The sequence below is a fragment of the Actinacidiphila oryziradicis genome (assembly GCF_005047355.1).
Classification (GTDB): domain Bacteria; phylum Actinomycetota; class Actinomycetes; order Streptomycetales; family Streptomycetaceae; genus Actinacidiphila; species Actinacidiphila oryziradicis.
The window spans coordinates 49,898-71,005 of record NZ_SUMC01000030.1 but is presented as its reverse complement, the minus strand read 5'-3'; the positions used below and the strand labels follow the sequence as shown (position 1 = coordinate 71,005).

Below are 21,108 nucleotides of genomic sequence, written 5' to 3'. Positions count from 1 at the left end.
AGCCGATACCCGATCAGGACGACGGAGGATTCTATGAGCGCAGCGGACGAGGACGGGGGCCGTAGTCTCGGCCAATTGGTGGCCTCGGCCACGGCCGAGCTGTCCGCCCTGGTGCACGACGAGATCGCCCTCGCCAAGGCCGAGCTCCGCCAGGACGTCAAGCGGGCCGGCTTCGGCGGCCTCGCGATCGCGGCGGCGGGGGTCCTTGCGCTCTTCGCGCTGCCGGTGCTGAGTTTCGCGGCGGCGTACGGGATCCACAACTTCGGGCTTGGGCTGTCCTGGTCGTTCCTCATCGTGGGCGGCGCTTTTCTGGTGCTCGCCGGGCTCCTCGGACTCCTCGCGGTGGCGAAGTTCAAGAAGATCAGTAAGCCGGAGAAGAGCATCGCCTCGGCGAAGGAGACGGCGTCCGTGCTCCACAGCGTCAAGCCGCATCCGCGGCCCGGTCCGCTGCCGCCCGGGAGCCGGGCTGATGCGGGCTGATCACCGGCCCGGCTGCTTGCCCCAAGCCGGCCGACGGGCTAGATTTCTATGACACGCTCTTGGCATGACGGTGACTGAGAACTCCTCGGTGGTACGCCCCGACGGGCCCTGGATCCACCGGGACGTCGCCGCGAACGGCGCCCGCTTCCACATCGCCGAGCTCGGCGATGGCCCGTTGGTGCTGCTTCTGCATGGTTTCCCCCAGTTCTGGTGGACCTGGCGGCACCAGCTGACCGCGCTCGCCGACGCCGGCTACCGCGCGGTGGCGATGGACCTGCGCGGGGTGGGCGGCAGCGACCGTACGCCCCGTGGCTACGACCCGGCGAACCTCGCGCTCGACGTCACCGGGGTGATCCGCTCGCTCGGCGAGCCGGACGCGGCACTGGTCGGGCACGACCTCGGCGGCTATCTGGCCTGGACGGCGGCCGCGATGCGGCCGAAGCTGGTGCGCCGGCTGGCGGTGTGCTCGATGCCGCACCCGCGGCGCTGGCGGGCCGCGATGTTGTCGGACTACAAGCAGACCGCGGCCGGATCATATGTCTGGGGCTTCCAGACGCCGTGGCTTCCGGAGCGTCAACTGGTCTCGGACAATGCCGCGCTCGTCGGCCGGCTGATCCGGGACTGGGCGGGTCCCGGGCTGCCGGACGACGAAGCGGTCGAGGTTTACCAGCGGGCGATGATGATCCCGTCCACCGCGCACTGCGCGATCGAGCCGTACCGCTGGATGGTGCGGTCGCTGGCACGGCTGGACGGTTTCCAGTTCAACCGCCGTATGAAGCGGCCGGTACGAGTCCCGACCCTCCATCTGCACGGCTCCCTCGACCCCGTGATGCGGGCCCGGAGCGCCGCCGGCAGCGGGGCGTACGTGGAGGCCCCGTATCGCTGGCGGCTGTTCGACGGACTCGGGCATTTTCCGCACGAGGAGGATCCGGCGGCGTTCTCGGCGGAGCTCATCAACTGGCTCAAGGACCCGGAACCGGATCGGTGACCGTTCCCGTCATGTGACCGCCCGCCAAATGCCGGGTGCATAAGCCAAATGGGCGACCCATCGGCGATTATCGACCTTGACCCCCGGGCAAACAGCTCCGTATGGGCTGGACGCACGACTACCGTGACGTATCACGCAAGCGCGGCATTGCCGCACGGAGCATCGCACAGGAGCTGCCCCCGGGGGGGCACCGGGCAGACCCCACCCTGTTGGGCATCCCACGCATCCTGCGCCGCCGCGCGCGCTGGATGGGCGCGCGGTTGCGCCACGCGCGCAGCGACTGATGCTGGTGGCGCGGGATTTCCGCCGCAACCCGCCTGTCGCCCAGGACCTGGAGCCGCCGCTGCCGGGACGCCCAAGAGGCCGCCCGCCAATTAGCGCGGCCTCCTGTTCCTCTCGGGCCCGTCCTTCCTCTAGGGCCTGTCCTTCCTCTTAGGCCTGTCCTTCCTCTTAGGCCTGTCCTAGAGCGCGCACCCCTGGCTGTCGACTTGCTGCGTGGCGGCCGCGCCTGCGGTGGCATCTTCCATGACCTCACCGGCGGTGAGGGCGTAGCCGGTGTTGGCGTCATCGAGGGACTTGGCGAAGACGACCCCGTACACCTGGCCGCTGGGAGTGAGGAGTGGGCCGCCGGAGTTGCCCTGGCGGACGAGGGTGAAGAGGGAGTAGACGTCACGGTGGACGGTGGAGCGGTGGTAGATGTCGGGGCCGTTGGCCTGGATACGGGCCCGGATGCGGGCGGCGCGGACGTCGAAGTTGCCGTTCTCGGGGAAGCCGGCCACGATCGCGCCGTCGCGGGACTTGGCTGCGGTGGTGGTAAGGCTGAGCGCGGGGGCGTTGAGGGTCGGGACGTCGAGGACGGCGATGTCGCGCTGCCAGTCGTAGAGCACGATCTTGGCGTCGTAGAGCTTGCCCTGGCCGCCGATCTGGACCGTGGGCTGGTCGACGCCGCCGACGACATGCGCGTTGGTCATCACGCGGTGCGGCGCGAAGACGAAGCCGCTGCCCTCAAGCACCTTGCCGCAGCTCGGCGCGGTGCCGACGACCTTGACGATGCTCTGCTCGGCGTTGCTGACGGTCGCGCTGGTGGCGAGCGCGGGGTCCGGCGGGGCCACATCGGTGATCGGCTCGTTCGCGAAGGGCGTGAAGACCTGCGGGAGGCCGCCCTGGGCCAGTGTGGAGCTGAAGTTGACGAACCAGCTGTCGGCCTGTGGCGGTACCACCCGTGCGACGCCGAGCAGCACCCTGGACTCCCGCACCTCGCGGCTGAGCGTCGGCAAAGTGGTCGTGGCGAGGGCCGAGCCGATCAGCCAGGCCACGGTCAGCATGGCCAGTACGTTCACCAGCGCACCGCCGGTCGCGTCGACCGCGCGCGCCGGTGACCAGGTGATGTGCGTACGGAGCTTGTTGCCCAGGTGTGTGGTGAATGCCTGGCCGACCGACGCGCAGATGATGACGAGCACCACGGCGGCGATGACCGCCACTGTGCCTGGGGTGGCGTTGGCGGTCACCCCGCCCCAGATGAGAGGCAGCAGATAGACCGCAGCCAATCCGCCGCCGAGGAAGCCGATCACCGACATGACGCCGACGACGAAGCCCTGACGGTAACCGACTACCGCGAACCACACGGCAGCGAGCAGCAACACGATGTCCAGCACGTTCACTCGGACACCGTCTCACGGCAGATCAACCAAGTGGGACCGTCTTTGCCCGATCCCAAGACAGCTCCCAGCCTGCGTAGTACAGAAGACGGTCGATCAATCCCGCCGTGAAGCCCCAAACCAGAGCTTCCGAGACGAGGAACGCGGGGCCCAGGAAGCCGCTCGGGTGCGCCACTGTCGCGCGGTTGGCCGGGTCCGTCAGCTGCGATACGGGGACGGTGAACACCCGTGCCGTCTCCGCGGGATCGACGGCCCCGACCGGGGTGGGGGCGCGCCACCATCCGAGCACGGGGGTCACGACAAAGCCGCTCACCGGGATGTATAGACGCGGGAGCACTCCGAACAGCTGGACCCCCGACGGGTCCAGGCCCGTCTCCTCCTGCGCCTCGCGCAGTGCGGCCCGCAGCGGGCCCTCCCGCTCCGGATCCCCGTCGTGGGGGTCCAGCGCACCGCCGGGGAAGGATGCCTGCCCGGCGTGCGTGCGGAGACTGCTGGCGCGCTCCATGAGCAACAGCTCGGGGCCGTGCTCCCCCTCGCCGAAGAGGATCAGCACGGCGGACGGCCTGCCCCCCGTCTCCGGTGGCTGGAACCGGCTGAGCTGCTCGGGCCGGATCCCGGCGACCGCGTCGGCCACCGGACCCAGCCAGTCCGGAAGCCCTTCGGAGCTCACGCCGATCGCGTCAGTGGCTCCGCCGACGGCTCCTCCGTTGTGCGCTGTCGTCATCCGTTCTCCTGTCTGTCGTCTGTCGCGGGGCGCGGTGTCTGCGCGGGCGCCGGGCGGCCCGGGTATCCGGCGGGCGGTCGCAGCCGCTGGCCCGGGGCGCCGCCCATCTCGTACTTCAGCAGCTTCTTCGCCTTCTCCGGGTCCGTCTCGCCCTCGCCGTAGGAGGGGCAGAGCGGCGCTATCGGGCACGCGCCGCAGGCCGGCCTGCGGGAGTGGCAGATCCGACGGCCGTGGAAGATCAGCCGGTGCGAGAGCATTGTCCACTCGGACTTGGGGAACAGCGCGCCGACCTCCTGCTCGATCTTCTCCGGATCGTCGGAGGTGGTCCAGCCGAATCGTCGGGCCAGCCGCCCGAAGTGGGTGTCCACAGTGATTCCAGGGACGCCGAACGCATTGCCGAGGACGACATTGGCGGTCTTCCGGCCGACGCCGGGGAGGGTCACCAGATCTTCGAGGCGGCCCGGGACCTCACCGTCGTAGCGGTCGCGGATCGCGGCGGACAGGCCGAGCAGGGACTTGGCCTTGGCCCGGAAGAACCCGGTCGGCCGGATGAGCTGCTCCAGCTCCTCCGGGTCGGCGGCGGCCAGATCCTCGGGGGTCGGGTACTTCGCGAAGAGCGCGGGGGTGGTTTGGTTGACCCTCAGGTCGGTGGTCTGGGCCGACAGGACGGTGGCGACCAGGAGCTGGTACGGGTTCTCGAAGTCCAGCTCCGGGTGGGCATACGGGTAGAGATCGGCGAGCTCGCGGTTGATGCGGCGGGCGCGCCGCACCAACGCGAGGCGCGACTCGGCCGGCCTGCCGACGCCCTTGTCTGCCTTGTCGGCGCTTTTTTCGCCGCTCTTTTCGGCGCCCTCGTCGACACTGTGGTCGTCGGGCTCACGACTCTGTTCGCTCAGAGCGGAATCTGCGGTTCGCGTCACCCGCTCGGCCCTCTTGTCCGGTTGTTTCCTCTGCGCAGTCGGCGTATCAGACACCCGGCCAGCCTAAGGCTCGGCACTGACATCCGCCCCGGCGCTCAGCGATCCGCACCCCAAACGGACCCCCGGGGCACGGTGTCGCGCACGCATAAGACAGACTTGTGATTGATCGCACTGTTTTGCTGTCAGGCATGATGGGGACCGACCCAGCGATGTAGACAAGGAGAGAGCTCGTGGACGACGTTCTGCGGCGCGCACCGCTTTTTGCGGCGCTCGACGATGAGCAGGCCGCTGAACTGCGCGCCTCCATGCAGGAAGTCACGCTCGCGCGTGGCGACTCGCTTTTCCACGAGGGCGACCCCGGGGACCGGCTCTACGTCGTCACCGAGGGCAAGGTGAAGCTCCACCGGACCTCGCCGGACGGTCGTGAGAACATGCTCGCCGTCGTCGGCCCCGGCGAGCTGATCGGCGAGCTTTCGCTCTTCGACCCGGGTCCGCGGACCGCGACCGCCACCGCTCTGACCGAGCTGAAGCTTCTCGGTCTGGGCCATGGCGACCTCCAGCCCTGGCTCAATGTCCGGCCCGAGGTCTCCACCGCGCTGCTGCGGGCCGTCGCGCGCCGGCTGCGCCGGACCAACGACGTCATGTCCGACCTGGTTTTCTCGGACGTTCCGGGGCGTGTCGCCAAGGCGCTGCTCGATCTCTCGCGACGCTTCGGCGTGCAGTCCGAGGAGGGCATCCATGTCGTCCACGACCTCACGCAGGAAGAGCTCGCCCAGCTTGTGGGAGCTTCCCGCGAGACCGTGAACAAGGCGCTGGCGGACTTCGCGGGGCGTGGCTGGCTGCGGCTTGAGGCCCGTGCGGTCATCCTGCTGGACGTCGAGCGGCTGGCCAAGCGTTCGCGCTGACGCGCGCCTGGGGTGTTTGCCCGCCCTCCCCCAGCCTCCGGCGGGGGGACCCCCACTGTCCGCCGTAGCGTGACGGCACCACTTCGCCCTGCATGGTCGGGACGGGGGCGCCGGGGCCCGCCGGGCGGAGTCCGGCGCGGCCGTCCCCACGCCCGGGAGGGCCGCCAGGGCCGAGCGGCGCGAGGGCGGCAGAAAAGTTTCAGATCAGCCCGTGCTCACGCAAGTACTCGAGCTGCGCCCGTACGGACAGCTCGGCAGCGGGCCACAGCGCCCGGTCAACGTCCGCGTACACCTGCGCGACGACCTCCGCAGGGGCGGTGTACCCCTCCTCGACGGCGGTCTCGACCTGCGCCAGCCGATGCGCGCGGTGCGCGAGGTAGAACTCGACGGCTCCGCGTGCGTCCGTGAGTACGGGCCCGTGGCCGGGGAGCACCGTGTCGACGGAGCTGGACATGGTGAGGGTCTGGAGCCGGCGGAGGGAGTCCAGGTAGTCGCCGAGACGGCCCTCGGGGTGGGCGACGACTGTGGTGCCGCGGCCGAGGACGGTGTCGCCGGTGAGGACGGCCTGGTCGGCGGGGAGGTGGAAGGTGAGCGAGTCGGCGGTGTGGCCGGGGGTGGGAACGACTCGGAGTTCAAGGCCGCCGGTGGTGATGACGTCGCCGGCGACGAGGCCTTCGCTGCCGAGACGGAGGGCGGGGTCAAGGGCTCGTACGGAAGTGCGGGTGAGTTCGGCGAAGCGGGCGGCGCCGTCGGCGTGGTCGGGGTGGCCGTGGGTGAGCAGGGTGAGCGCGATGCGCTTGCCGAGGGACTCGGCGGTGGCGATGACGTTCCGCAGATGGTCCTCGTCGAACGGCCCGGGGTCGATGACGACCGCGAGCTTCGAATCGGGCTCGGCGAGGATCCAGGTGTTGGTGCCGTCGAGGGTCATGGCCGAGGGGTTCGGCGCGAGTACGCAGAGGGCACGCGGGGTGGCACGGCCGCCGACCGTGGGGCGGGGAGCGCCGGGGAGGATGGCGGCGGTCATTCGGCGGCTCCGATCCGTTTGGTGAATTCTTCGTGGCCGGGCCAGGTAAGGACGATCTGGCCGCCGTCGAGGGCCGCGTGCGCCAGTACGGGGCTGAGGTCGCGGCCCGGGGCGGCGGCGAGGACATCGGCGACGGTGGCGTACGAGGCGAGCTGGCGGAGTGTGGCGATGGTCGGCGGCAGCATGCGGACCTCGCCGCGGTCGTAGCGGGCGGCGGCCTCCGCGGGGCGCAGCCACACGGTGTGGTCGGCTTCGCCGGAGACGTCGCGGGCGCGCTGGCCCGGCGGGAGGGCGGCGACGAAGAACCAGGTGTCGTAGCGTCGCTCCTCGAACTCCGGGGTGATCCAGCGGGCCCAGGGCGCGAGGAGGTCGGAGCGGAGGGTCAGGTCGCGGCGGGTGAGGAAGTCGGCGAGGGACAGCTCGTGGCTGACCAGGGCGCAGCGGCCGGCCTCCCAGTCGTCGCCGGTGGTGTCGGCGACGTCCGCGAGCAGCACGCCTGACTCCTCGAAGGTCTCCCGTACCGCGGCGCAGACGATCGCCTGCGCGGGGGCCGGGTCGACGCCCAGCCGGGCCGCCCAGTGTGCGGGTGAGGGGCCGGCCCAGCCGACGTTGCGTTCGTCGCGGGGGTCGACCCCGCCGCCGGGGTACGCGTACGCGCCTCCGGCGAAGGCCATGGAGGCGCGTCTGCGCAGCAGATGGACGGCCGGCCCGGCGGGGGTGTCCCGCAGCAGCATCACGGTCGCGGCCCGCCGGGGCGTGACGGGCTCCAGTGTGCCGGCGGCCAGCGCCCTGATCCGGTCCGGCCAGGACGGTGGGAACCACTGACCGTTAGTGGTGGTCATGGCCCGGATGCTATGCGCTTCCGGGACGATGTTCGATAGGGCCCCAGGGAAAGGCCCCGGGGGCGGTGGCGGGCTAGTCCGCCACCTCGACCTGGATCTCGACCTCGACCGGCGCGTCCAGCGGCAGTACGGCAACGCCGACGGCGCTGCGTGCGTGGATGCCCTTGTCGCCCAGGGCGGCGCCGAGCAGCTCGCTGGCACCGTTGATGACGCCGGGCTGGCCGGTGAAGTCGGGGGCGGAGGCGACGAAGCCCACGACCTTGACGACGCGGGCGATCCGGTCCAGATCACCGATGACGGACTTGACGGCCGCCAGGGCGTTCAGCGCGGACGTACGGGCCAGGTCCTTGGCCTCGTCGGGGGTGACCTCGGCGCCGACCTTGCCGGTGAGGGGCAGCTTGCCGTCGACCAGCGGCAGCTGGCCGCTGGTGTAGACGTAAGCGCCGGTGCGGACGGCCGGGACATAGGCGGCCAGCGGCGCGGCGACGCCGGGGAGGGTCAGGCCGAGGTCGGCGAGCTTGTCCTCGACAGCGCTCATGCCTGCTTCTCCCGCTTGAAGTACGCGACGAGCTGTTCGGGGTTGTTCGGTCCGGGGATGACCTGGACGAGCTCCCAGCCGTCCTCGCCCCAGGTGTCCAGAATCTGCTTCGTCGCGTGCACAAGCAGCGGCACGGTCGCGTATTCCCACTTAGCCATGGGAGGGACTGTAATGCCTCCCACCGACAGCCTCCTGCTTAGCCTGTCCGGTCACTGGTTAGGCTCGCAATGTGAGCCCTCGAAATCCGCAGAATCCTCGAAACGCTCGAGGCGCCGAAGAGCCGAATGCCACCAGGCTCCATATCGTCACGGGCAAGGGCGGCACCGGAAAGACCACCGTCGCCGCCGCGCTGGCCCTCGCCCTGGCTTCGGAGGGCCGCAGGACACTGCTGGTCGAGGTCGAGGGGCGGCAGGGCATCGCCCAGCTCTTCGAGACCGATGCGCTGCCCTATGAGGAGCGGAAGATCGCCGCGGCGCCGGGCGGCGGGGATGTGCATGCCCTGGCCATCGACCCGGAGCTGGCGCTGCTGGACTACCTGGACATGTTCTACAAGCTGGGCCGGGCCGGCCGGGCGCTGAAAAAGCTCGGCGCGATCGACTTCGCGACGACGATCGCGCCGGGCCTGCGTGATGTGCTGCTGACCGGGAAAGTGTGTGAGGCGGTGCGGCGCAAGGACAAGGCCGGGTGGCGCATATATGACGCGGTGGTGATGGACGCCCCGCCGACCGGGCGGATCACCCGCTTCCTCAATGTGAACGACGAGGTGGCGGGCCTGGCGCGCATCGGGCCCATATACAACCAGGCGCAGGCCGTGATGCGGGTGCTGAAATCACCGGAGACGCAGGTGCACATCGTGACGCTGCTCGAGGAGATGCCGGTCCAGGAGACCGTGGACGGGGTCGCCGAACTACGGGCCGCGGGGTTGCCGGTGGGCGGTGTGGTGGTCAACATGCTGCGGCCGGTGCTGCTCGACGACGGCGCGGTGCGGGACGCCGCCAACAGCCGCCGTACGGCCGTGGCCAAGGCCCTGTCGCAGGCGGGGCTGGGCGGGGCCCAGCGGGGCGGCCGGGCGGAGCGTCTGGTGGACCCGCTGCTGGCGCAGGCGCACGAGCACGCGGAGCGGGTCGCTCTGGAGCGGCGCGAGCGGGCGGAGATCGAGGAGCTGGGCCTGCCGACGTACGAGCTGGAGCTGATGGGTGGCGACGGAGTAGACCTCGGTGGGCTTTACCGATTGGCTGAAAACATGCGTAAGCAGGGGGTGGGGGTCGCATGACCCTAGAGAGTCCGGTACTGGAGATCGATCCGCTCCTCGATGATCCGAAGACCCGGATCGTGGTGTGCTGTGGATCCGGAGGCGTCGGCAAGACGACGACGGCCGCCGCGCTGGGCGTACGGGCCGCGGAGCGCGGCCGGAAGGCCGTGGTGCTCACGATCGACCCGGCGCGCCGTCTGGCGCAGTCCATGGGCCTTACAGAGCTGGACAACACCCCGCGCAAGGTGGCGGGCATCGATGAGTCGGCCGGCGGCGAGCTGCACGCGATGATGCTGGACATGAAGCGGACCTTCGACGAGGTCGTACTCCAGCACAGCGACCCGGACCGGGCCCGGGCGATCCTGGAGAACCCCTTCTACCAGTCGCTGTCGGCGGGCTTCGCGGGCACGCAGGAGTACATGGCGATGGAGAAGCTGGGCCAGCTGAGAGCGCTGGACCAGTGGGATCTGATCATCGTGGACACCCCGCCGAGCCGGTCCGCGCTGGACTTCCTGGACGCGCCGAAGCGGCTCGGCTCTTTCCTGGACGGCAGGTTCATCAAGCTGCTGATGGCGCCCGCGAAGGTCGGCGGCCGGGCCGGGATGGCGTTCCTCAATGCGGGGATGTCGATGATGACGGGCGCGCTCAGCAAGGTGATGGGCGCTCATCTGCTGCGCGATGTGCAGACCTTCGTGGCCGCCATGGACTCGATGTTCGGCGGCTTCCGCAAGCGGGCTGACGCCACGTACAAGCTGCTGCAGGCGAACGGCACGGCGTTCCTCGTGGTGGCGGCCCCGGAGCGGGACGCGCTGCGTGAGGCGGCGTACTTCGTGGAGCGGCTGGCGGCGGAGGACATGCCACTGGCCGGGCTGGTGCTGAACCGGGTGCACAGCAGCGGGGCCGCCCAGCTCACCGCTGAACGGGCACTGGCGGCGGCCGAGGCACTGGACGATCTGGCCGAGGCATCAACTCCCCTCCCCAGCGGGGAGTTGGACGAACCCGGGGGTTCCGCGGAACCCCCGGAGCCTGCGGCACCGGTAAAAAATCTTCACAGCGTCGGCATTGTGGATCACCCGGACGGGAAGGCTGGACTCCGTAGCGCCGATGACGCCGACGGTGCTGCCTCTCCCGAACCCGGCACCCATGTCTACAGCGCCGACCAGCTCGCGGCCGGCCTTCTCCGCCTGCACGCGGAGCGCATGCAGTTGGTCGTACGCGAGCGCCGCACCCGCGACCGGTTCGTCTCCGTGCACCCGGAGGTGCCGATGGTGGACGTGGCCGCGCTGCCCGGCGACGTGCACGACCTCGCGGGCCTGCGCGAGATCGGTGAACGCCTCGCCCAAGCTCAGCCGACGGCCGCGTAGTCGCCGTACTCGTCATCGTCCAGCGACAGGATGCCGCTGCCGCGCTCGTACTCCGTCCGCGCCGTCTCCAGCAGCCTGCGCCACGAGGTGACGGTGGGCCGCCGGCGCAGCAGCGCCCTGCGCTCCCGCTCGGTCATCCCACCCCAAACTCCGAACTCGACGTGATTGTCGAGGGCGTCCGCCAGGCACTCGGTCCGCACCGGGCAGCCGGTGCACACCGCCTTGGCCCTGTTCTGGGCCGCTCCCTGGACGAAAAGCTCATCTGGATCTGTCGTGCGGCACGCTGCCTGCGTGCTCCAGTCGGTTACCCAGCCGCTCATGCTGGCGCCGTCCTCTCCCGAATCGAGGCTCCCCCACGGCGGCGAACAGCATATTCGCCGTCGCCAGTTGAGGACGTTACGGAAGGTGGGCACCGCGCAACAGCCCTTTCAGGCCCAATGTTGAATGGCCCGAACGGACTATGCAGACGTGACAGATCACCCAACGGAGTGAGGTGATCCCATAACTGACTTACCGGGCAAATCGGTCAATTCACTGGTTCTACTGCCCGGCACCTATGGCATATGCCGATAATTGCGACAAGTCTCATCACTCACAAGAGTGAGGAGGAGAGGCAGGCACAAGATGTACGGTCGCGCCTGTCTGTAACAGAGTAGGCGAACAGACGGGCGTACGTCCGGCGATTGGCAACGTAGGCTGCTCCCCATGGGTCACAAGCGATCGGGCGGAGGGCTCACCACAGCCCAGCAGGCCGTCAAGTTCCTCGGAGTCAGTGTGCTGGCCGGAGTAGTGCTGGCCGGCATCGCCTTGCCGGCGACCGGCGCCCTCGGGCTGTCGGCGAAGGGCACAGCGGCCGAATTCGATTCACTGCCGGGCGAACTGAAGCGCCCGGCACTGAGCCAGCGCACCCAGATCCTGGACGCCAAGGGTGGCCTGATCGCGACGGTGTACTCCCGCGACCGGCAGATCGTGTCGCTCAACAACGTCAATCCGACCATGCAGAAGGCGATCGTCGCCATCGAGGACTCGCGCTACTGGCAGCACGGCGCGATCGACGTCAAGGGCATCCTGCGCGCGCTCAACACCAACGCCCAGAACGGCGGGGTCTCCCAGGGCGCGTCCACCCTCACCCAGCAGTACGTCAAGAACGTCTTCGTCGAGGAGGCCGGTGACGACCCGACCAAGGTCGCCCAGGCCACCCAGCAGACGCTCGGCCGCAAGATCAAAGAGATGAAGTACGCGATCCAGCTCGAGAAGGAGCTGGGCAAGAAGACGATCCTGGAGAACTACCTCAACATCACCTTTTTCGGCGAGCAGGCCTACGGTGTCGAGGCCGCCGCCAAGCGCTACTTCAGCACCTCCGCCAAGAACCTCACGCTCCCCCAGGCCGCCATGCTCGCCGGGCTCGTCCAGTCGCCGACCGTCTACGACCCGGTCAACGACCCGCGGGAAGCCCTCAAGCGCCGCAACACGGTGCTCCAGCGGATGGCCGACGTGAAGGACATCACACAGGCGCAGGCCGACGCCGCCGGGAAGACGCCGCTCGGCCTGAAGATCACCGCTCCGAAGAGCGGCTGCATCACCGCCGTCAACGGCGCGGGCTTCTTCTGTGACTACGTCCGCGAGGTCTTCCTCAACGACAGCACCTTCGGCAAGACCCAGGCGATCCGCGCCCAGCGCTGGAACCAGGGCGGCCTCACCATCCGCACCACGCTCGACCCGACCGCCCAGGCCTCCGTCCAGAGCGCCATAGCCTCGCACGTCTACTCCAGCGACTCCGTCGCCACCGCGGTGACCCTCGTCCAGCCCGGCACCGGCAAGATCCTCGGCATGGGCCAGTCCCGCCCGTACGGCTTCGGGAAGAACCAGACCCAGATCAATCTCTCGGTCAACGAGAACCGCGGCGGTGGCATCGGCTACCAGCCCGGCTCGACGTTCAAGGCCATCACCGCGGCCGCCGCCATCGAGCAGGGCACCAGCGCCTCGACCGTCTACCCGGCCCCGTACCAGATGGCCTACCCGAGCCCGGTCTCCACCTGCAACGGCACCTGGCACAACAGCACCACCAGCCCCGCGATGGTCTCCAACGAGAGCCAGAGCGAAGTCGGCCCGATGGGGATGAAGGAGGCGACCGCCAAGTCGGTCAACACCTACTACGTCCAGCTCATCAGCGACATCGGCGTCTGCCCCGTGACGCGGATGGCCGCCAAGATGGGCATCCAGCGCTCCGACGGCAAGAAGATCCAACAGGTCCCCTCGATAACCCTGGGCACCCAGGAGGTCACCCCGCTGACCATGGCGAACGCCTACGCCACCTTCGCCAACAAGGGTGTCTACTGCTCCCCGGTCGCCATCGAGTCGATCACCGACACCACCAATGGCAAGCAACTCGCCGTCCCGCAGAGCACCTGCACGCGCGCCATGTCGGAGACCACCGCCTCCACCCTCAACACCCTCCTCAAGGGGGTCGTCGAGGACGGCACCGGCCAGCAGGCCGGCCTCTCCGACCGCGACAGCGCGGGCAAGACCGGCACCACCGACTCCCGCTACGCCGCCTGGTTCGTCGGCTACACCTCCAACATGGCCGGCGCGGTCTGGGTCGGCGACCCGGCGCACAAGCGGATGATGACCGACATCACCATCGGCGGCGTCTACCACGCCAAGGTCTTCGGCGCCGACACGCCCGGCCCGATCTGGAAGGCGGCCATGACCGGTGCCCTCGCCGGCCAGTCCTCCGCCAACCTCCCGACGGTCCCCATCGCCAACCCCAGCCAGAACAACAAGGGCAACGGCAACAACAACGGCGGCACCACCGGCACCCCCACCACTGGCGGCGCCAGCGCCAATCCCAACCCCACCTTCTCCTTCCCGAACATCATCGGCGGGAACGGGAACGGCGGTAATGGGAACGGCGGGGGCCACGGCTGAGCACGGCTGACCGCGCATATACGACGCACATATAAGGGGCGCGCCCGGAATCCCGGGCGCGCCCCTTCCAGCGTGCCGACCTATCGGCGTACCGGCTGCCTCAGCCCGCGAGCTGCTTCCGTACCTCGGCCGCCACCCGGCCGCCCTCGGCCAGTCCGGCGACCTTCGGGTTCACGATCTTCATGACCGCACCCATCGCCCTCGGCCCCTCGGCCCCGGCCTCCTTGATCGCGCTGGAAACGATCTCCGCCAGCTCGCCGTCGCCGAGCTGCTTCGGCAGATACGCTGCCAGCAGCTCCCCCTCCGCCAGCTCCCGCTCCGCGGAATCCTTACGGCCGCCCTGGGCGAAGGCCTCGGCCGCCTCACGCCGCTTCTTCGCCTCCCGGGTGATCACCTTCAGCACCTCGTCGTCCGAGAGCTCGCGGGCGGTCTTCCCCGCGACCTCCTCCTTGGTGATGGCGGTGAGCGTGAGCCGCAGGGTGGCGGAGCGCAGCTCGTCGCGGTCCTTGATGGCCGCGGTGAGATCCTCGCGAAGGCGCTGCTTGAGCGTGGTGGTCATGCCGTCGAGTCTCGCACGCGCACGCCCCCGGACGCCCGCGGATATGGACCTGACACCGCCCTGACACGGTCCAACGGCCCGTCTGACACCATGGACCCATGCGCGCGCGATACGGAGTTCCCCTTGGCATCACGGCAGTCGGCGCGGCCTGCGTGGCGTACGCCGCCGGGATCGAGGCGCGGTCCTTCCGGCTGCGCCGGGTGGAGGTGCCGGTCCTTCCCGCCGGCATGCGGCCGATCCGGGTCCTCCAGGTCTCCGACATCCACATGGTTTCCGGCCAGAACAAGAAGCGCCGCTGGCTGCAGAGCCTTGCCGGGCTCCGTCCGGACTTCGTGGTGAACACCGGCGACAACCTCTCCGACCCCGAGGCCGTCCCCGAAGTCCTCGACGCTCTCGGGCCGCTGCTCCAGTTCCCCGGCACCTATGTCTTCGGCTCCAACGACTACTACGGCCCCAAGTTCCGTAACCCCGCCCGCTATCTCGTCGAGAAGTCAAAGGGCCAGCACGGTCTCAACGGCAAGAAGCCCAGCCACGCCACCGGCGTCCTCCGCAACCCCTGGGAGGGCCTACGCGACGCCTTCGACGCGGCTGGCTGGGTCGGCCTGTCCAACACCCGTGGCCGGCTCAAGCTCGACGACGGCATCCAGATCGCCCTCACCGGCCTGGACGACCCGCACATCAAGCGCGACCGCTACCCCCGGGTCGCCGGCGGCCCCGACCCCGACGCCGATCTTGCCCTCGGCATCGTCCACGCCCCCTATCTCCGGGTCCTCGACGCCTTCACCGCCGACAACTACCCCCTGATCCTCGCCGGGCACACCCACGGCGGCCAGCTCTGCATCCCCTTCTACGGCGCCCTCATCACTAACTGCGACATCGACACCGACCGTGTCAAGGGTCTCTCGACGCACGAGGCCGCCGGCCACCGCTCATATCTCCACGTCTCCGCAGGCTGCGGCACCAATCGGTACACCCCGCTCCGCTTCGCCTGCCCCCCCGAGGCGACCCTGCTCACCCTCACACCCAGCGAAAACCGGATTTCGTCTCCGGCGGCGAGTCCGCTAGAGTAATCCTCGTTGAACCGGGGTGTGGCGCAGCTTGGTAGCGCGCTTCGTTCGGGACGAAGAGGCCGTGGGTTCAAATCCCGCCACCCCGACCCAGGTCAGAGGCCCTATCGGAGAGATCCGGTAGGGCCTCTGACGCGTCTGCCAGCAGAAAAGTACAGCAACCACCGCGTCCCTCAGTGACCACCAGCAGCCGGGCCAGCCGACACGAGACGCTCGCCGCTGAAACCTGTCGGACCACCCACAGCCGAGTGTCAAACGGATCCCAGCTCACGCCCGCGACCGGCGAGGGTCAGGGTCCGCCATCACGATCACAGGGACCGGCGGACGACACCAAGCGTCGCCTCATCTTCCGCGCCTACTGATCAGGTGGCCGGCTCTTGTGGTGAATCCCTGGCCGGAGGCTGGCCGGCTGTGCTGACATTCCGCCATGGAGAACCATGACGACAAGCAGCCCGAAACCAAGCGCCCCCGGCTCCGGCGCCACTCTCCGCCTTACAACGCGGCCTTGGATGCCATGGTCGAGGTGCTCAAGCACTGGGCCGCTGAAGGCCGTGTCGACTGCTACAGCGAGCTGAGCAGCGACCTGGCGGTTGAGGGACACCGGGTCTATCACCACTCGACCGCGATGAGCTTTCTCCTCGAATACGCGTGCCGTCGGGAGCACCACGACGGCTCCCCGGTGATGCTGTCGGCCATTGTGGTCAACAAGCGGCAGCTGAAGCCCTCAGGGCAGTTCTTCGAACTCGCCAAGACCTATCCCTTTCAGCGTGGCACCGACCCCGAGTGGTCGTGGGAGACGGAGCGGGATCAGTCTTCGCGCACTACCGCCGAGCGTGACAGCAGCCAGCGCCCACCCTGTCGACCAGCCCAGGTCCGGGCGGTGGCGGCCACCATCTCCGCCATGACACGAGCACCCTAGGTGCTTTACTTGAGATTTATATAGATAGAATCTACTCAGTTCACGCGCTGCGTCAGGGCCCTGGCTTTGGCGGTGGAATATATAGTGCACCGCCAAAGCCAGGGCAGAGCCTGCGGCGTCGATGACGGTAGTCAATGAGGCCCGTCCGTGTCGAAGCCTTGGGTGCGCAACTGTTCCGCCCTCTCGTACCCGATGTTCTGGGCGAGGAACGCGATCAGGTGATCAACAGCGCCGTACGTGCCAGCGTGTACTTCCTCGTGCAACTGGTAGGTATCCGCCCCCATGGCCAGCAAATCGGTCAGCGTGTAGGCGGCGTAGGAGTCACCGGCGTCGGCAAGGGCCCGCAGCGCATCGATGTTTCCCTGTCCGGCCAGTCGGCTAGCACGCGCCTCGGCGGCTGAGTACTCGCCGGTCTCCTCAAGGGTTCTTAGCGTGGCAGCGTCCCCCTGCTGGGCCAATAGCATGGTCAGTTCGATGACGGCGGAGAGGTCGCCTGCGTCGGCAAGGCTCCGCAGCGCTCGGATGGCCTCATCGGTCTTTCCCTGTCCGACCAGCAGTCCGGCCAGTCTGCGAGCGGCGTAGAGGTCGCCAGCGTCAGCAGCGGCCCGCAGCGTGTCGATGTTTCTCTGCTCTGTCAGCTCGCCGATGGTGAATTGGTCGTCGGTGTCGGCGGCAGGCCGCAGCACCTGGAAGGCTTCATCGGCCTTCCCCTGCCTAACCATCAACTCAATCAACCCGACGGCGGCGGAGAGGTCGCCGGCGTCGGCGGCAGGCCGCAGCACCTGGAAGGCTTCATCGGCCTTCCCCTGCTCGACCAGTAGTCCGGCCAGCAACCATGCGGCGGAGGAGTCGCCGGCGTCAGCACGAGCCCGCAGCGCTTCGGTGTTCCCCTGCCGGGCCAGCAGCCGGACCAGCTCGCCGGCGGCGGAGAAGTCGCCGGCGTCAGCACGAGCCCAGAGTGCGTCAGCATTCCCTTGCTTGGCCAGCAACCCGGCCAGCGCGCGTGCGGCCTCGACATGGCGGGCGTCAGCGGCGGGCCGCAGCACCTGGATGGCCTCGTCGGTGTACCCCTGCCCGGCCAGCAGCTCGGCCAGCCTGCAGACAGTGCGAGGGTGGCTGGAGGCAGCGTGAGAGTTGCTGGCGGCGGACTGCAGCACTCGGTTGGCTTCATCGGCGTGTCTCTGTCCGAACAGCAGCTCGGCCAGCTTATTCGCGGCTAGGAGGTCGCCAGCGTCGGCGGCAGGGCGCAGTACCCGGATGGCTTCATCGGTATCCTCCTGACCGACCAGCAGCTCGGCCAGCCGATGAGCGGCGAAGAAGTCGCCGGCATCGGCGGCGGTTCGCAGCACCTGGAAGGCTTCATCGGCCTTCTCCTGCGTGACCAACAGACCCGCCAGCGTGTGGGCGGCGCGAGCGCTGCCGGGGGTGAGGGTTCTGTAGAGGGCCTCCGCGGTCCGGTACCGCAGTCGGCGTTGGGCGCTGTCGGCGACGCGCATTCGGTCGTCGTGGTCGGTGATGTGGTCGACAAAGGCATGCCAGGTCAAAGAGGTGAGCTGGCAGCTGCGGCGTCGTCGAGCCAGTTGTTGCAGGAGGTAGTCAGCGACGGTGTAGCCGAGCACGCCGCGGTGGTCGGCGGTCGGCAGGGATATAAGGAGGGCGGTGGCGCGGTCATCACGGCGTGTGCTGCTGGTGAGCTCGATCAGCGCCTGGTCGAACCACGTGTCGTCGGGTTGGACGGTGGTGAGGTAGCCGCGAGCTGAGGCGCGCAGTAGGTCAATGGTGAGGGGGCCTTGAATACCGAGACGGCGGGCATCGACGGCCGCGTGGACGACGGTTTTATGAAGGTCGGTGGCCTGCTGGTAGCGGCGCATCATCTGTGGCGCGCCGGCGAGGACCTCGGTGACGTTGTAGTCGCGATCGGCTACCGCCTGGGCGAGACGCGGGTCCCGCGCGGCCCGGGTCGCGGCCAGGGCCCGCTCGGTGCGGGAGAAGGTGTCCACCGGAATATCGGTCAGGTGGTGAGGATGTCGATGGCTGCCGGGTAGCGGGATTGACCAACGCTGGCCGGGTCGGGTTGGACTGTGCGCAGTTCCGTGGCGTATTGCGGCCACAGGGTGCCCACGATGACCACGGGCGTGTCCGCAGTGAGCAGTTTGCGGACGGTGGCAGCGGTAATCGCGGTATGGCTGTCCTGGTCGTCGGTGACGAAATATGGGCCGGGAAGGAAGCGCTGCAGTTCATCCAGCCACACGATCAGCTTTGGCAGTGGAAAGGTGGCGTCGGCGATGACGTTGACCAGTGCTCCGTCGCCGAGATCCGGTGCGAGAACGACAAAGCCGGCCAACTCACTGCGGGCCGACTCATACAGCAGACGGGTCTTGCCAACTGAGGAGTTGCCCACGAGCACCAGGAAGCCGCCCTCACGACTGGCGGCGCGCATCCACGCGCACACCTGCTTGCCGATGTCCCGCTCGACGAACGCGGGCAGGTCAGGATCCGGCCCTTCTCCAGATAGCCGGACCGGCCCGCTCCAACGGCGCAACCAACCTGCCCGACGCAACACCTTTGCTCCCGCTGCCGGTTCGGGAGGCAGGTCTAGAGGGATGGCCTCATGGACCCGCAGCAGCAGTCCACCAGCACCCCGCTCGCCAATCCGCGGCAAGCCTTGTTGACGGCCGAGGTACCGGCGCAGGCGGTCCACCGCCTGCTGATCCTCGTCCGCCGCACCTTGCCGACGCGCCGTCCACGGCTCCAGCCACCAGGTCCCGGCCACCCCCAACACGGCGACAATCACAGCTCCCAACCATGCAGGACACCACGCCAGCCACGGCGGTGGCTCCTCCAACACCAGCAGCGCAGCTACCGCAGCCACCGCAGCCAGAATCACCACCGGCGCGACCACCCACCGAGCTCGAATCCGATACACACGCGCCAAAACCCACCCCCGACATAGGTGAACCATCAGATTAGAACCGGCACTCTCCGCATCATCAGAGATCGGGCCCAATATTCGGGTGCGCAGCCAGCCCATCGGCCTCATCGAGACTGAGATGCGGGCTCGTGCTACTGCGGGTCACCTCTGCGGGCGACCTACCACCGTCGACCATCCCGATCACAGACCATCTGGCCTTGGAAGAGATCCTCTACATCGGCAAGGCGGATGCGGCTGACGGCAACGGTCTGCGTGAGCGGCTCGCGCAGTACGCTCGCCACGGCGTCGGCGGCTGACGAGCCGTCCCCGGCAAGCCAGCCCGACCGCAGCGATGGCGGCCGTGGAGATCCACGTCCTCGGCCTCCTCGCCCAACGGCAGGGGTCCAGCCAGATCGTTCTGGCCGGACCCCTGCGCAGTTGATCAGCTACGGACGGAGCAGTTATGCCAGCTTTCCCCGGCCCCCATCGGAGGCGGAAGGCAGTGGCCCTTGTTCCTCGCCCGGTGCCTCGGCGGATCGGCCACCGTCGAGGGTCGCGCCTAGCTTGCGGAGCGCGTTGCGGGTCTGCTCCGACGGCACGTGGGTGTAGACCTCCATGGTCACCGAGATCTGCGTGTGCCGGAGGATCTGCATCGCGATGCGCGGGTGGACGTCCAGGGCCGCCAGCAGCGAGCCGCAGGTGTGGCGGGTGTCGTGGACGCGGATCAGCCGGACCCCCGCCTCTGCGCAGCGGAAGGCGAAGCGCCGGTTGAAGTTCCGGGGCTCGACCGGTGTCCCGTAGCGGGTCGTGAAGACGAGGTCGGACTCGGTCCACAGGTCGCGGGCGGCCAGCTTGTGCGCGTCGCGGCTCTTCTGACGGAGCAACAGCGCGGCCCGGCAGATGTCCGGCAGCGGGAGCAGCGCCTCCGACGCGTCGGTCTTGGTCTCCGAGTGCAGCAGCCTGCGGCGCACCCGCTGGAGCTGCTTCTGGATGAGGACCTCGTTGCGGTCCAGCAGGACGTTCGACCACTCCAGCCCGAGCACCTCCCCCTTCCGTAGGCCCAGGACCAGGATCATCACGTACGCCCCGTACAGCGGGTCGCGGGCGGTGCGGGCGGATTCGAGGAAACGGCTGGCCTCCTCGACCGACCACGGGATGACCTTGTGGCTTCGGGGCTTGGCCATCTTGACGAGCTGTGCGACGTTCCGGTAGATCATCTCCTCGCTCATCGCGTAGGTGAGCGCGCTGCGCAGCACGGTCCGAGCGTCGCCAACCGACCGCTTGGCCAGCGTCTTGCCGCAGCACTTGCCGATCGCGCAGCAGCGCCGCCGCTCCTCGGGCCGTGCCTCGTCCTTGCCCTGCGCGCAGCACTGGCAGGCGGCGGCGAGCTTGTTGAGCCACTCGCGGACGTCGCGGACGTTGAGCTTGTCGATCCGCTTGGCACCGAGGAAGGGGGTTATGTAGAGGCGGACCACAGTCTCGTAGGTCGCTGCGGTGAGCGGCTTGAGATTCACGTCCACCTCCTCCTTCAGCCAGTGGGCGAGGAAGTGCTCCAGGGTCGGCGTGCTGGTGGCCACGGGGCCGGCCTTGGCCGCCGTGTGGAGCTTGAGCCACTTGTCGTGGACCTCGGGCCGGGTCTTGCCGTAGACGTACTTGCGGCTGGGCTTGCCCATGGGTGTGGTCACCCAGGCGTACGCCGCGAAGCCGTTGCGGTAGGGGTAGATGGATCCCTCGCCGTTACCGCGCTTGCCGCTCATGCCGCCAGCTCCATGTCGGTGGCGACGGCCTGGGCAACGTACTCATCGACCCAGGCCGGCAGGATGCGGCGGCTGCGCCCGATCTTGACGGAGCGGATCTCGCCCGAGTGGACAAGCGCCTTCGTCTTGGACAGGCCGAAGCCGAGCATCACGGCGACTTCAGCGGTGGTGAACCACTTCCGCTCGATGGCGGTGGCAGTGGTGGACATGGGTGTTCCTTCCGGCGGCGCAGTGAGCTGCGCGCCGCGGTGTTGACTGGCGGGGATGGGCGG

22 protein-coding genes and 1 tRNA gene are annotated in these 21,108 nt (G+C 68.8%); 10 read left to right on the top strand and 13 right to left on the bottom strand.

Annotated elements, in window-relative coordinates:
- The first annotated feature begins 33 nt into the window (after positions 1–33).
- The 3 genes from FCI23_RS27835 (at position 34) to FCI23_RS60160 (ending at position 1,752) form a co-directional block, all read left to right on the top strand.
- On the top strand, positions 34–480 hold the full coding sequence (locus tag FCI23_RS27835; protein ID WP_136726690.1) for a phage holin family protein: 447 nt from the start codon (positions 34–36) through the stop codon (positions 478–480).
- 64 nt (positions 481–544) lie between these two features.
- Positions 545–1,468, top strand: a complete 924-nt coding sequence (locus tag FCI23_RS27830) for an alpha/beta fold hydrolase (protein ID WP_136726689.1) — start codon at positions 545–547, stop codon at positions 1,466–1,468.
- Positions 1,469–1,569: 101 nt separating this feature from the next.
- The gene (locus FCI23_RS60160; RefSeq protein ID WP_136726688.1) at positions 1,570–1,752 is read left to right on the top strand and encodes a hypothetical protein; all 183 of its coding nucleotides are present in this window, start codon (positions 1,570–1,572) and stop codon (positions 1,750–1,752) included.
- Positions 1,753–1,929: 177 nt separating this feature from the next.
- Here the strand turns inward: FCI23_RS60160 and FCI23_RS27820 are convergent, their stop codons facing one another.
- Genes FCI23_RS27820 through nth form a run of 3 tightly spaced genes read right to left on the bottom strand, consistent with a single transcriptional unit; the run spans position 1,930 to position 4,623 of the window.
- Positions 1,930–3,129: a MarP family serine protease gene (locus tag FCI23_RS27820; protein WP_136726687.1), complete on the bottom strand. Its 1,200-nt coding sequence runs from the start codon at positions 3,127–3,129 to the stop codon at positions 1,930–1,932.
- A 22-nt stretch (positions 3,130–3,151) separates the two neighbouring features.
- Positions 3,152–3,850: an NUDIX hydrolase gene (locus tag FCI23_RS27815; RefSeq protein WP_136726686.1), complete on the bottom strand. Its 699-nt coding sequence runs from the start codon at positions 3,848–3,850 to the stop codon at positions 3,152–3,154.
- On the bottom strand, positions 3,847–4,623 hold the full coding sequence (gene nth / locus FCI23_RS27810; RefSeq protein WP_246144084.1) for an endonuclease III: 777 nt from the start codon (positions 4,621–4,623) through the stop codon (positions 3,847–3,849). The genes FCI23_RS27815 and nth overlap by 4 nt, the downstream gene beginning before the upstream one ends.
- A gap of 377 nt (positions 4,624–5,000) precedes the next feature.
- Here nth and FCI23_RS27805 point away from each other — a divergent pair, with 377 nt between their 5' ends.
- Positions 5,001–5,675, top strand: a complete 675-nt coding sequence (locus FCI23_RS27805) for a Crp/Fnr family transcriptional regulator (protein WP_136726685.1) — start codon at positions 5,001–5,003, stop codon at positions 5,673–5,675.
- A 199-nt stretch (positions 5,676–5,874) separates the two neighbouring features.
- Here the strand turns inward: FCI23_RS27805 and FCI23_RS27800 are convergent, their stop codons facing one another.
- From FCI23_RS27800 to FCI23_RS27785, 4 genes are all read right to left on the bottom strand, one after another.
- Positions 5,875–6,699, bottom strand: coding sequence for an MBL fold metallo-hydrolase (locus tag FCI23_RS27800; RefSeq protein ID WP_136726684.1), 825 nt, complete (start codon positions 6,697–6,699; stop codon positions 5,875–5,877).
- Positions 6,696–7,541: an NUDIX hydrolase gene (locus FCI23_RS27795; protein ID WP_136726683.1), complete on the bottom strand. Its 846-nt coding sequence runs from the start codon at positions 7,539–7,541 to the stop codon at positions 6,696–6,698. The genes FCI23_RS27800 and FCI23_RS27795 overlap by 4 nt, the downstream gene beginning before the upstream one ends.
- Before the next feature lie 73 nt (positions 7,542–7,614).
- On the bottom strand, positions 7,615–8,079 hold the full coding sequence (locus tag FCI23_RS27790; protein WP_136726682.1) for a RidA family protein: 465 nt from the start codon (positions 8,077–8,079) through the stop codon (positions 7,615–7,617).
- Positions 8,076–8,237 (bottom strand): DUF4177 domain-containing protein, encoded by a 162-nt coding sequence (locus FCI23_RS27785; RefSeq protein WP_136726681.1) that lies wholly within the window; start codon positions 8,235–8,237, stop codon positions 8,076–8,078. Before FCI23_RS27785 ends, FCI23_RS27790 begins: the two co-directional genes overlap by 4 nt.
- Before the next feature lie 71 nt (positions 8,238–8,308).
- Between FCI23_RS27785 and FCI23_RS27780 the strand changes: the two genes are divergently transcribed.
- Together FCI23_RS27780 and FCI23_RS27775 are read left to right on the top strand one after the other, a co-directional pair.
- The gene (locus tag FCI23_RS27780) at positions 8,309–9,352 is read left to right on the top strand and encodes an ArsA-related P-loop ATPase (protein WP_136726680.1); all 1,044 of its coding nucleotides are present in this window, start codon (positions 8,309–8,311) and stop codon (positions 9,350–9,352) included.
- Positions 9,349–10,695, top strand: coding sequence for an ArsA family ATPase (locus FCI23_RS27775; protein ID WP_136726679.1), 1,347 nt, complete (start codon positions 9,349–9,351; stop codon positions 10,693–10,695). Before FCI23_RS27780 ends, FCI23_RS27775 begins: the two co-directional genes overlap by 4 nt.
- On the opposite strand, the gene FCI23_RS27770 is transcribed toward FCI23_RS27775, so the two are convergent.
- Positions 10,677–11,015, bottom strand: a complete 339-nt coding sequence (locus FCI23_RS27770; protein ID WP_136726678.1) for a WhiB family transcriptional regulator — start codon at positions 11,013–11,015, stop codon at positions 10,677–10,679. The genes FCI23_RS27775 and FCI23_RS27770 overlap by 19 nt on opposite strands.
- A gap of 385 nt (positions 11,016–11,400) precedes the next feature.
- Here FCI23_RS27770 and FCI23_RS27760 point away from each other — a divergent pair, with 385 nt between their 5' ends.
- Complete coding sequence (locus tag FCI23_RS27760; RefSeq protein ID WP_136726677.1) at positions 11,401–13,623, top strand: transglycosylase domain-containing protein; 2,223 nt, start codon at positions 11,401–11,403, stop codon at positions 13,621–13,623.
- A gap of 100 nt (positions 13,624–13,723) precedes the next feature.
- Here FCI23_RS27760 and FCI23_RS27755 read toward each other — a convergent pair whose 3' ends face one another.
- Complete coding sequence (locus FCI23_RS27755) at positions 13,724–14,182, bottom strand: GatB/YqeY domain-containing protein (protein WP_136726676.1); 459 nt, start codon at positions 14,180–14,182, stop codon at positions 13,724–13,726.
- Positions 14,183–14,280: 98 nt separating this feature from the next.
- On the opposite strand from FCI23_RS27755, the gene FCI23_RS27750 reads away from it, so the two are divergent.
- The 3 genes from FCI23_RS27750 to FCI23_RS27740 all read left to right on the top strand — a co-directional run bounded on the left by FCI23_RS27750 (position 14,281) and on the right by FCI23_RS27740 (position 16,168).
- Complete coding sequence (locus FCI23_RS27750) at positions 14,281–15,252, top strand: metallophosphoesterase (protein ID WP_136726675.1); 972 nt, start codon at positions 14,281–14,283, stop codon at positions 15,250–15,252.
- 12 nt (positions 15,253–15,264) lie between these two features.
- Positions 15,265–15,338: transfer RNA gene (locus tag FCI23_RS27745), tRNA-Pro, on the top strand.
- A 338-nt stretch (positions 15,339–15,676) separates the two neighbouring features.
- Entirely contained in the window at positions 15,677–16,168 is a 492-nt protein-coding gene (locus FCI23_RS27740; protein WP_136726674.1) for a hypothetical protein, read from the top strand.
- A gap of 131 nt (positions 16,169–16,299) precedes the next feature.
- Here the strand turns inward: FCI23_RS27740 and FCI23_RS27735 are convergent, their stop codons facing one another.
- The 4 genes from FCI23_RS27735 to FCI23_RS27720 form a co-directional block, all read right to left on the bottom strand.
- A complete protein-coding gene (locus FCI23_RS27735; protein WP_136726673.1) occupies positions 16,300–18,168 on the bottom strand; it encodes a tetratricopeptide repeat protein in 1,869 nt (622 codons plus the stop codon).
- A gap of 11 nt (positions 18,169–18,179) precedes the next feature.
- A complete protein-coding gene (locus FCI23_RS27730) occupies positions 18,180–19,070 on the bottom strand; it encodes a hypothetical protein (RefSeq protein WP_136726672.1) in 891 nt (296 codons plus the stop codon).
- A 470-nt stretch (positions 19,071–19,540) separates the two neighbouring features.
- Positions 19,541–20,836, bottom strand: a complete 1,296-nt coding sequence (locus tag FCI23_RS27725; protein ID WP_136726671.1) for a site-specific integrase — start codon at positions 20,834–20,836, stop codon at positions 19,541–19,543.
- On the bottom strand, positions 20,833–21,045 hold the full coding sequence (locus FCI23_RS27720; RefSeq protein ID WP_136726670.1) for an excisionase family DNA-binding protein: 213 nt from the start codon (positions 21,043–21,045) through the stop codon (positions 20,833–20,835). Before FCI23_RS27720 ends, FCI23_RS27725 begins: the two co-directional genes overlap by 4 nt.
- Positions 21,046–21,108: the final 63 nt, after the last annotated feature.

What these genes read in the sequence shown, in the direction of transcription:
- FCI23_RS27720 (WP_136726670.1), bottom strand. Translation starts at nt 21,045, where the DNA reads ATGTCCACCACTGCCACCGCCATCGAGCGGAAGTGGTTCACCACCGCT.
- FCI23_RS27830 (WP_136726689.1), top strand. Translation starts at nt 545, where the DNA reads ATGACGGTGACTGAGAACTCCTCGGTGGTACGCCCCGACGGGCCCTGG.
- FCI23_RS27755 (WP_136726676.1), bottom strand. Translation starts at nt 14,182, where the DNA reads ATGACCACCACGCTCAAGCAGCGCCTTCGCGAGGATCTCACCGCGGCC.
- FCI23_RS27815 (WP_136726686.1), bottom strand. Translation starts at nt 3,850, where the DNA reads ATGACGACAGCGCACAACGGAGGAGCCGTCGGCGGAGCCACTGACGCG.
- FCI23_RS27740 (WP_136726674.1), top strand. Translation starts at nt 15,677, where the DNA reads ATGGAGAACCATGACGACAAGCAGCCCGAAACCAAGCGCCCCCGGCTC.
- FCI23_RS27795 (WP_136726683.1), bottom strand. Translation starts at nt 7,541, where the DNA reads ATGACCACCACTAACGGTCAGTGGTTCCCACCGTCCTGGCCGGACCGG.
- FCI23_RS27800 (WP_136726684.1), bottom strand. Translation starts at nt 6,699, where the DNA reads ATGACCGCCGCCATCCTCCCCGGCGCTCCCCGCCCCACGGTCGGCGGC.
- FCI23_RS60160 (WP_136726688.1), top strand. Translation starts at nt 1,570, where the DNA reads ATGGGCTGGACGCACGACTACCGTGACGTATCACGCAAGCGCGGCATT.
- FCI23_RS27775 (WP_136726679.1), top strand. Translation starts at nt 9,349, where the DNA reads ATGACCCTAGAGAGTCCGGTACTGGAGATCGATCCGCTCCTCGATGAT.
- FCI23_RS27750 (WP_136726675.1), top strand. Translation starts at nt 14,281, where the DNA reads ATGCGCGCGCGATACGGAGTTCCCCTTGGCATCACGGCAGTCGGCGCG.
- FCI23_RS27760 (WP_136726677.1), top strand. Translation starts at nt 11,401, where the DNA reads ATGGGTCACAAGCGATCGGGCGGAGGGCTCACCACAGCCCAGCAGGCC.
- FCI23_RS27835 (WP_136726690.1), top strand. Translation starts at nt 34, where the DNA reads ATGAGCGCAGCGGACGAGGACGGGGGCCGTAGTCTCGGCCAATTGGTG.
- FCI23_RS27725 (WP_136726671.1), bottom strand. Translation starts at nt 20,836, where the DNA reads ATGAGCGGCAAGCGCGGTAACGGCGAGGGATCCATCTACCCCTACCGC.
- FCI23_RS27790 (WP_136726682.1), bottom strand. Translation starts at nt 8,079, where the DNA reads ATGAGCGCTGTCGAGGACAAGCTCGCCGACCTCGGCCTGACCCTCCCC.
- FCI23_RS27770 (WP_136726678.1), bottom strand. Translation starts at nt 11,015, where the DNA reads ATGAGCGGCTGGGTAACCGACTGGAGCACGCAGGCAGCGTGCCGCACG.
- FCI23_RS27785 (WP_136726681.1), bottom strand. Translation starts at nt 8,237, where the DNA reads ATGGCTAAGTGGGAATACGCGACCGTGCCGCTGCTTGTGCACGCGACG.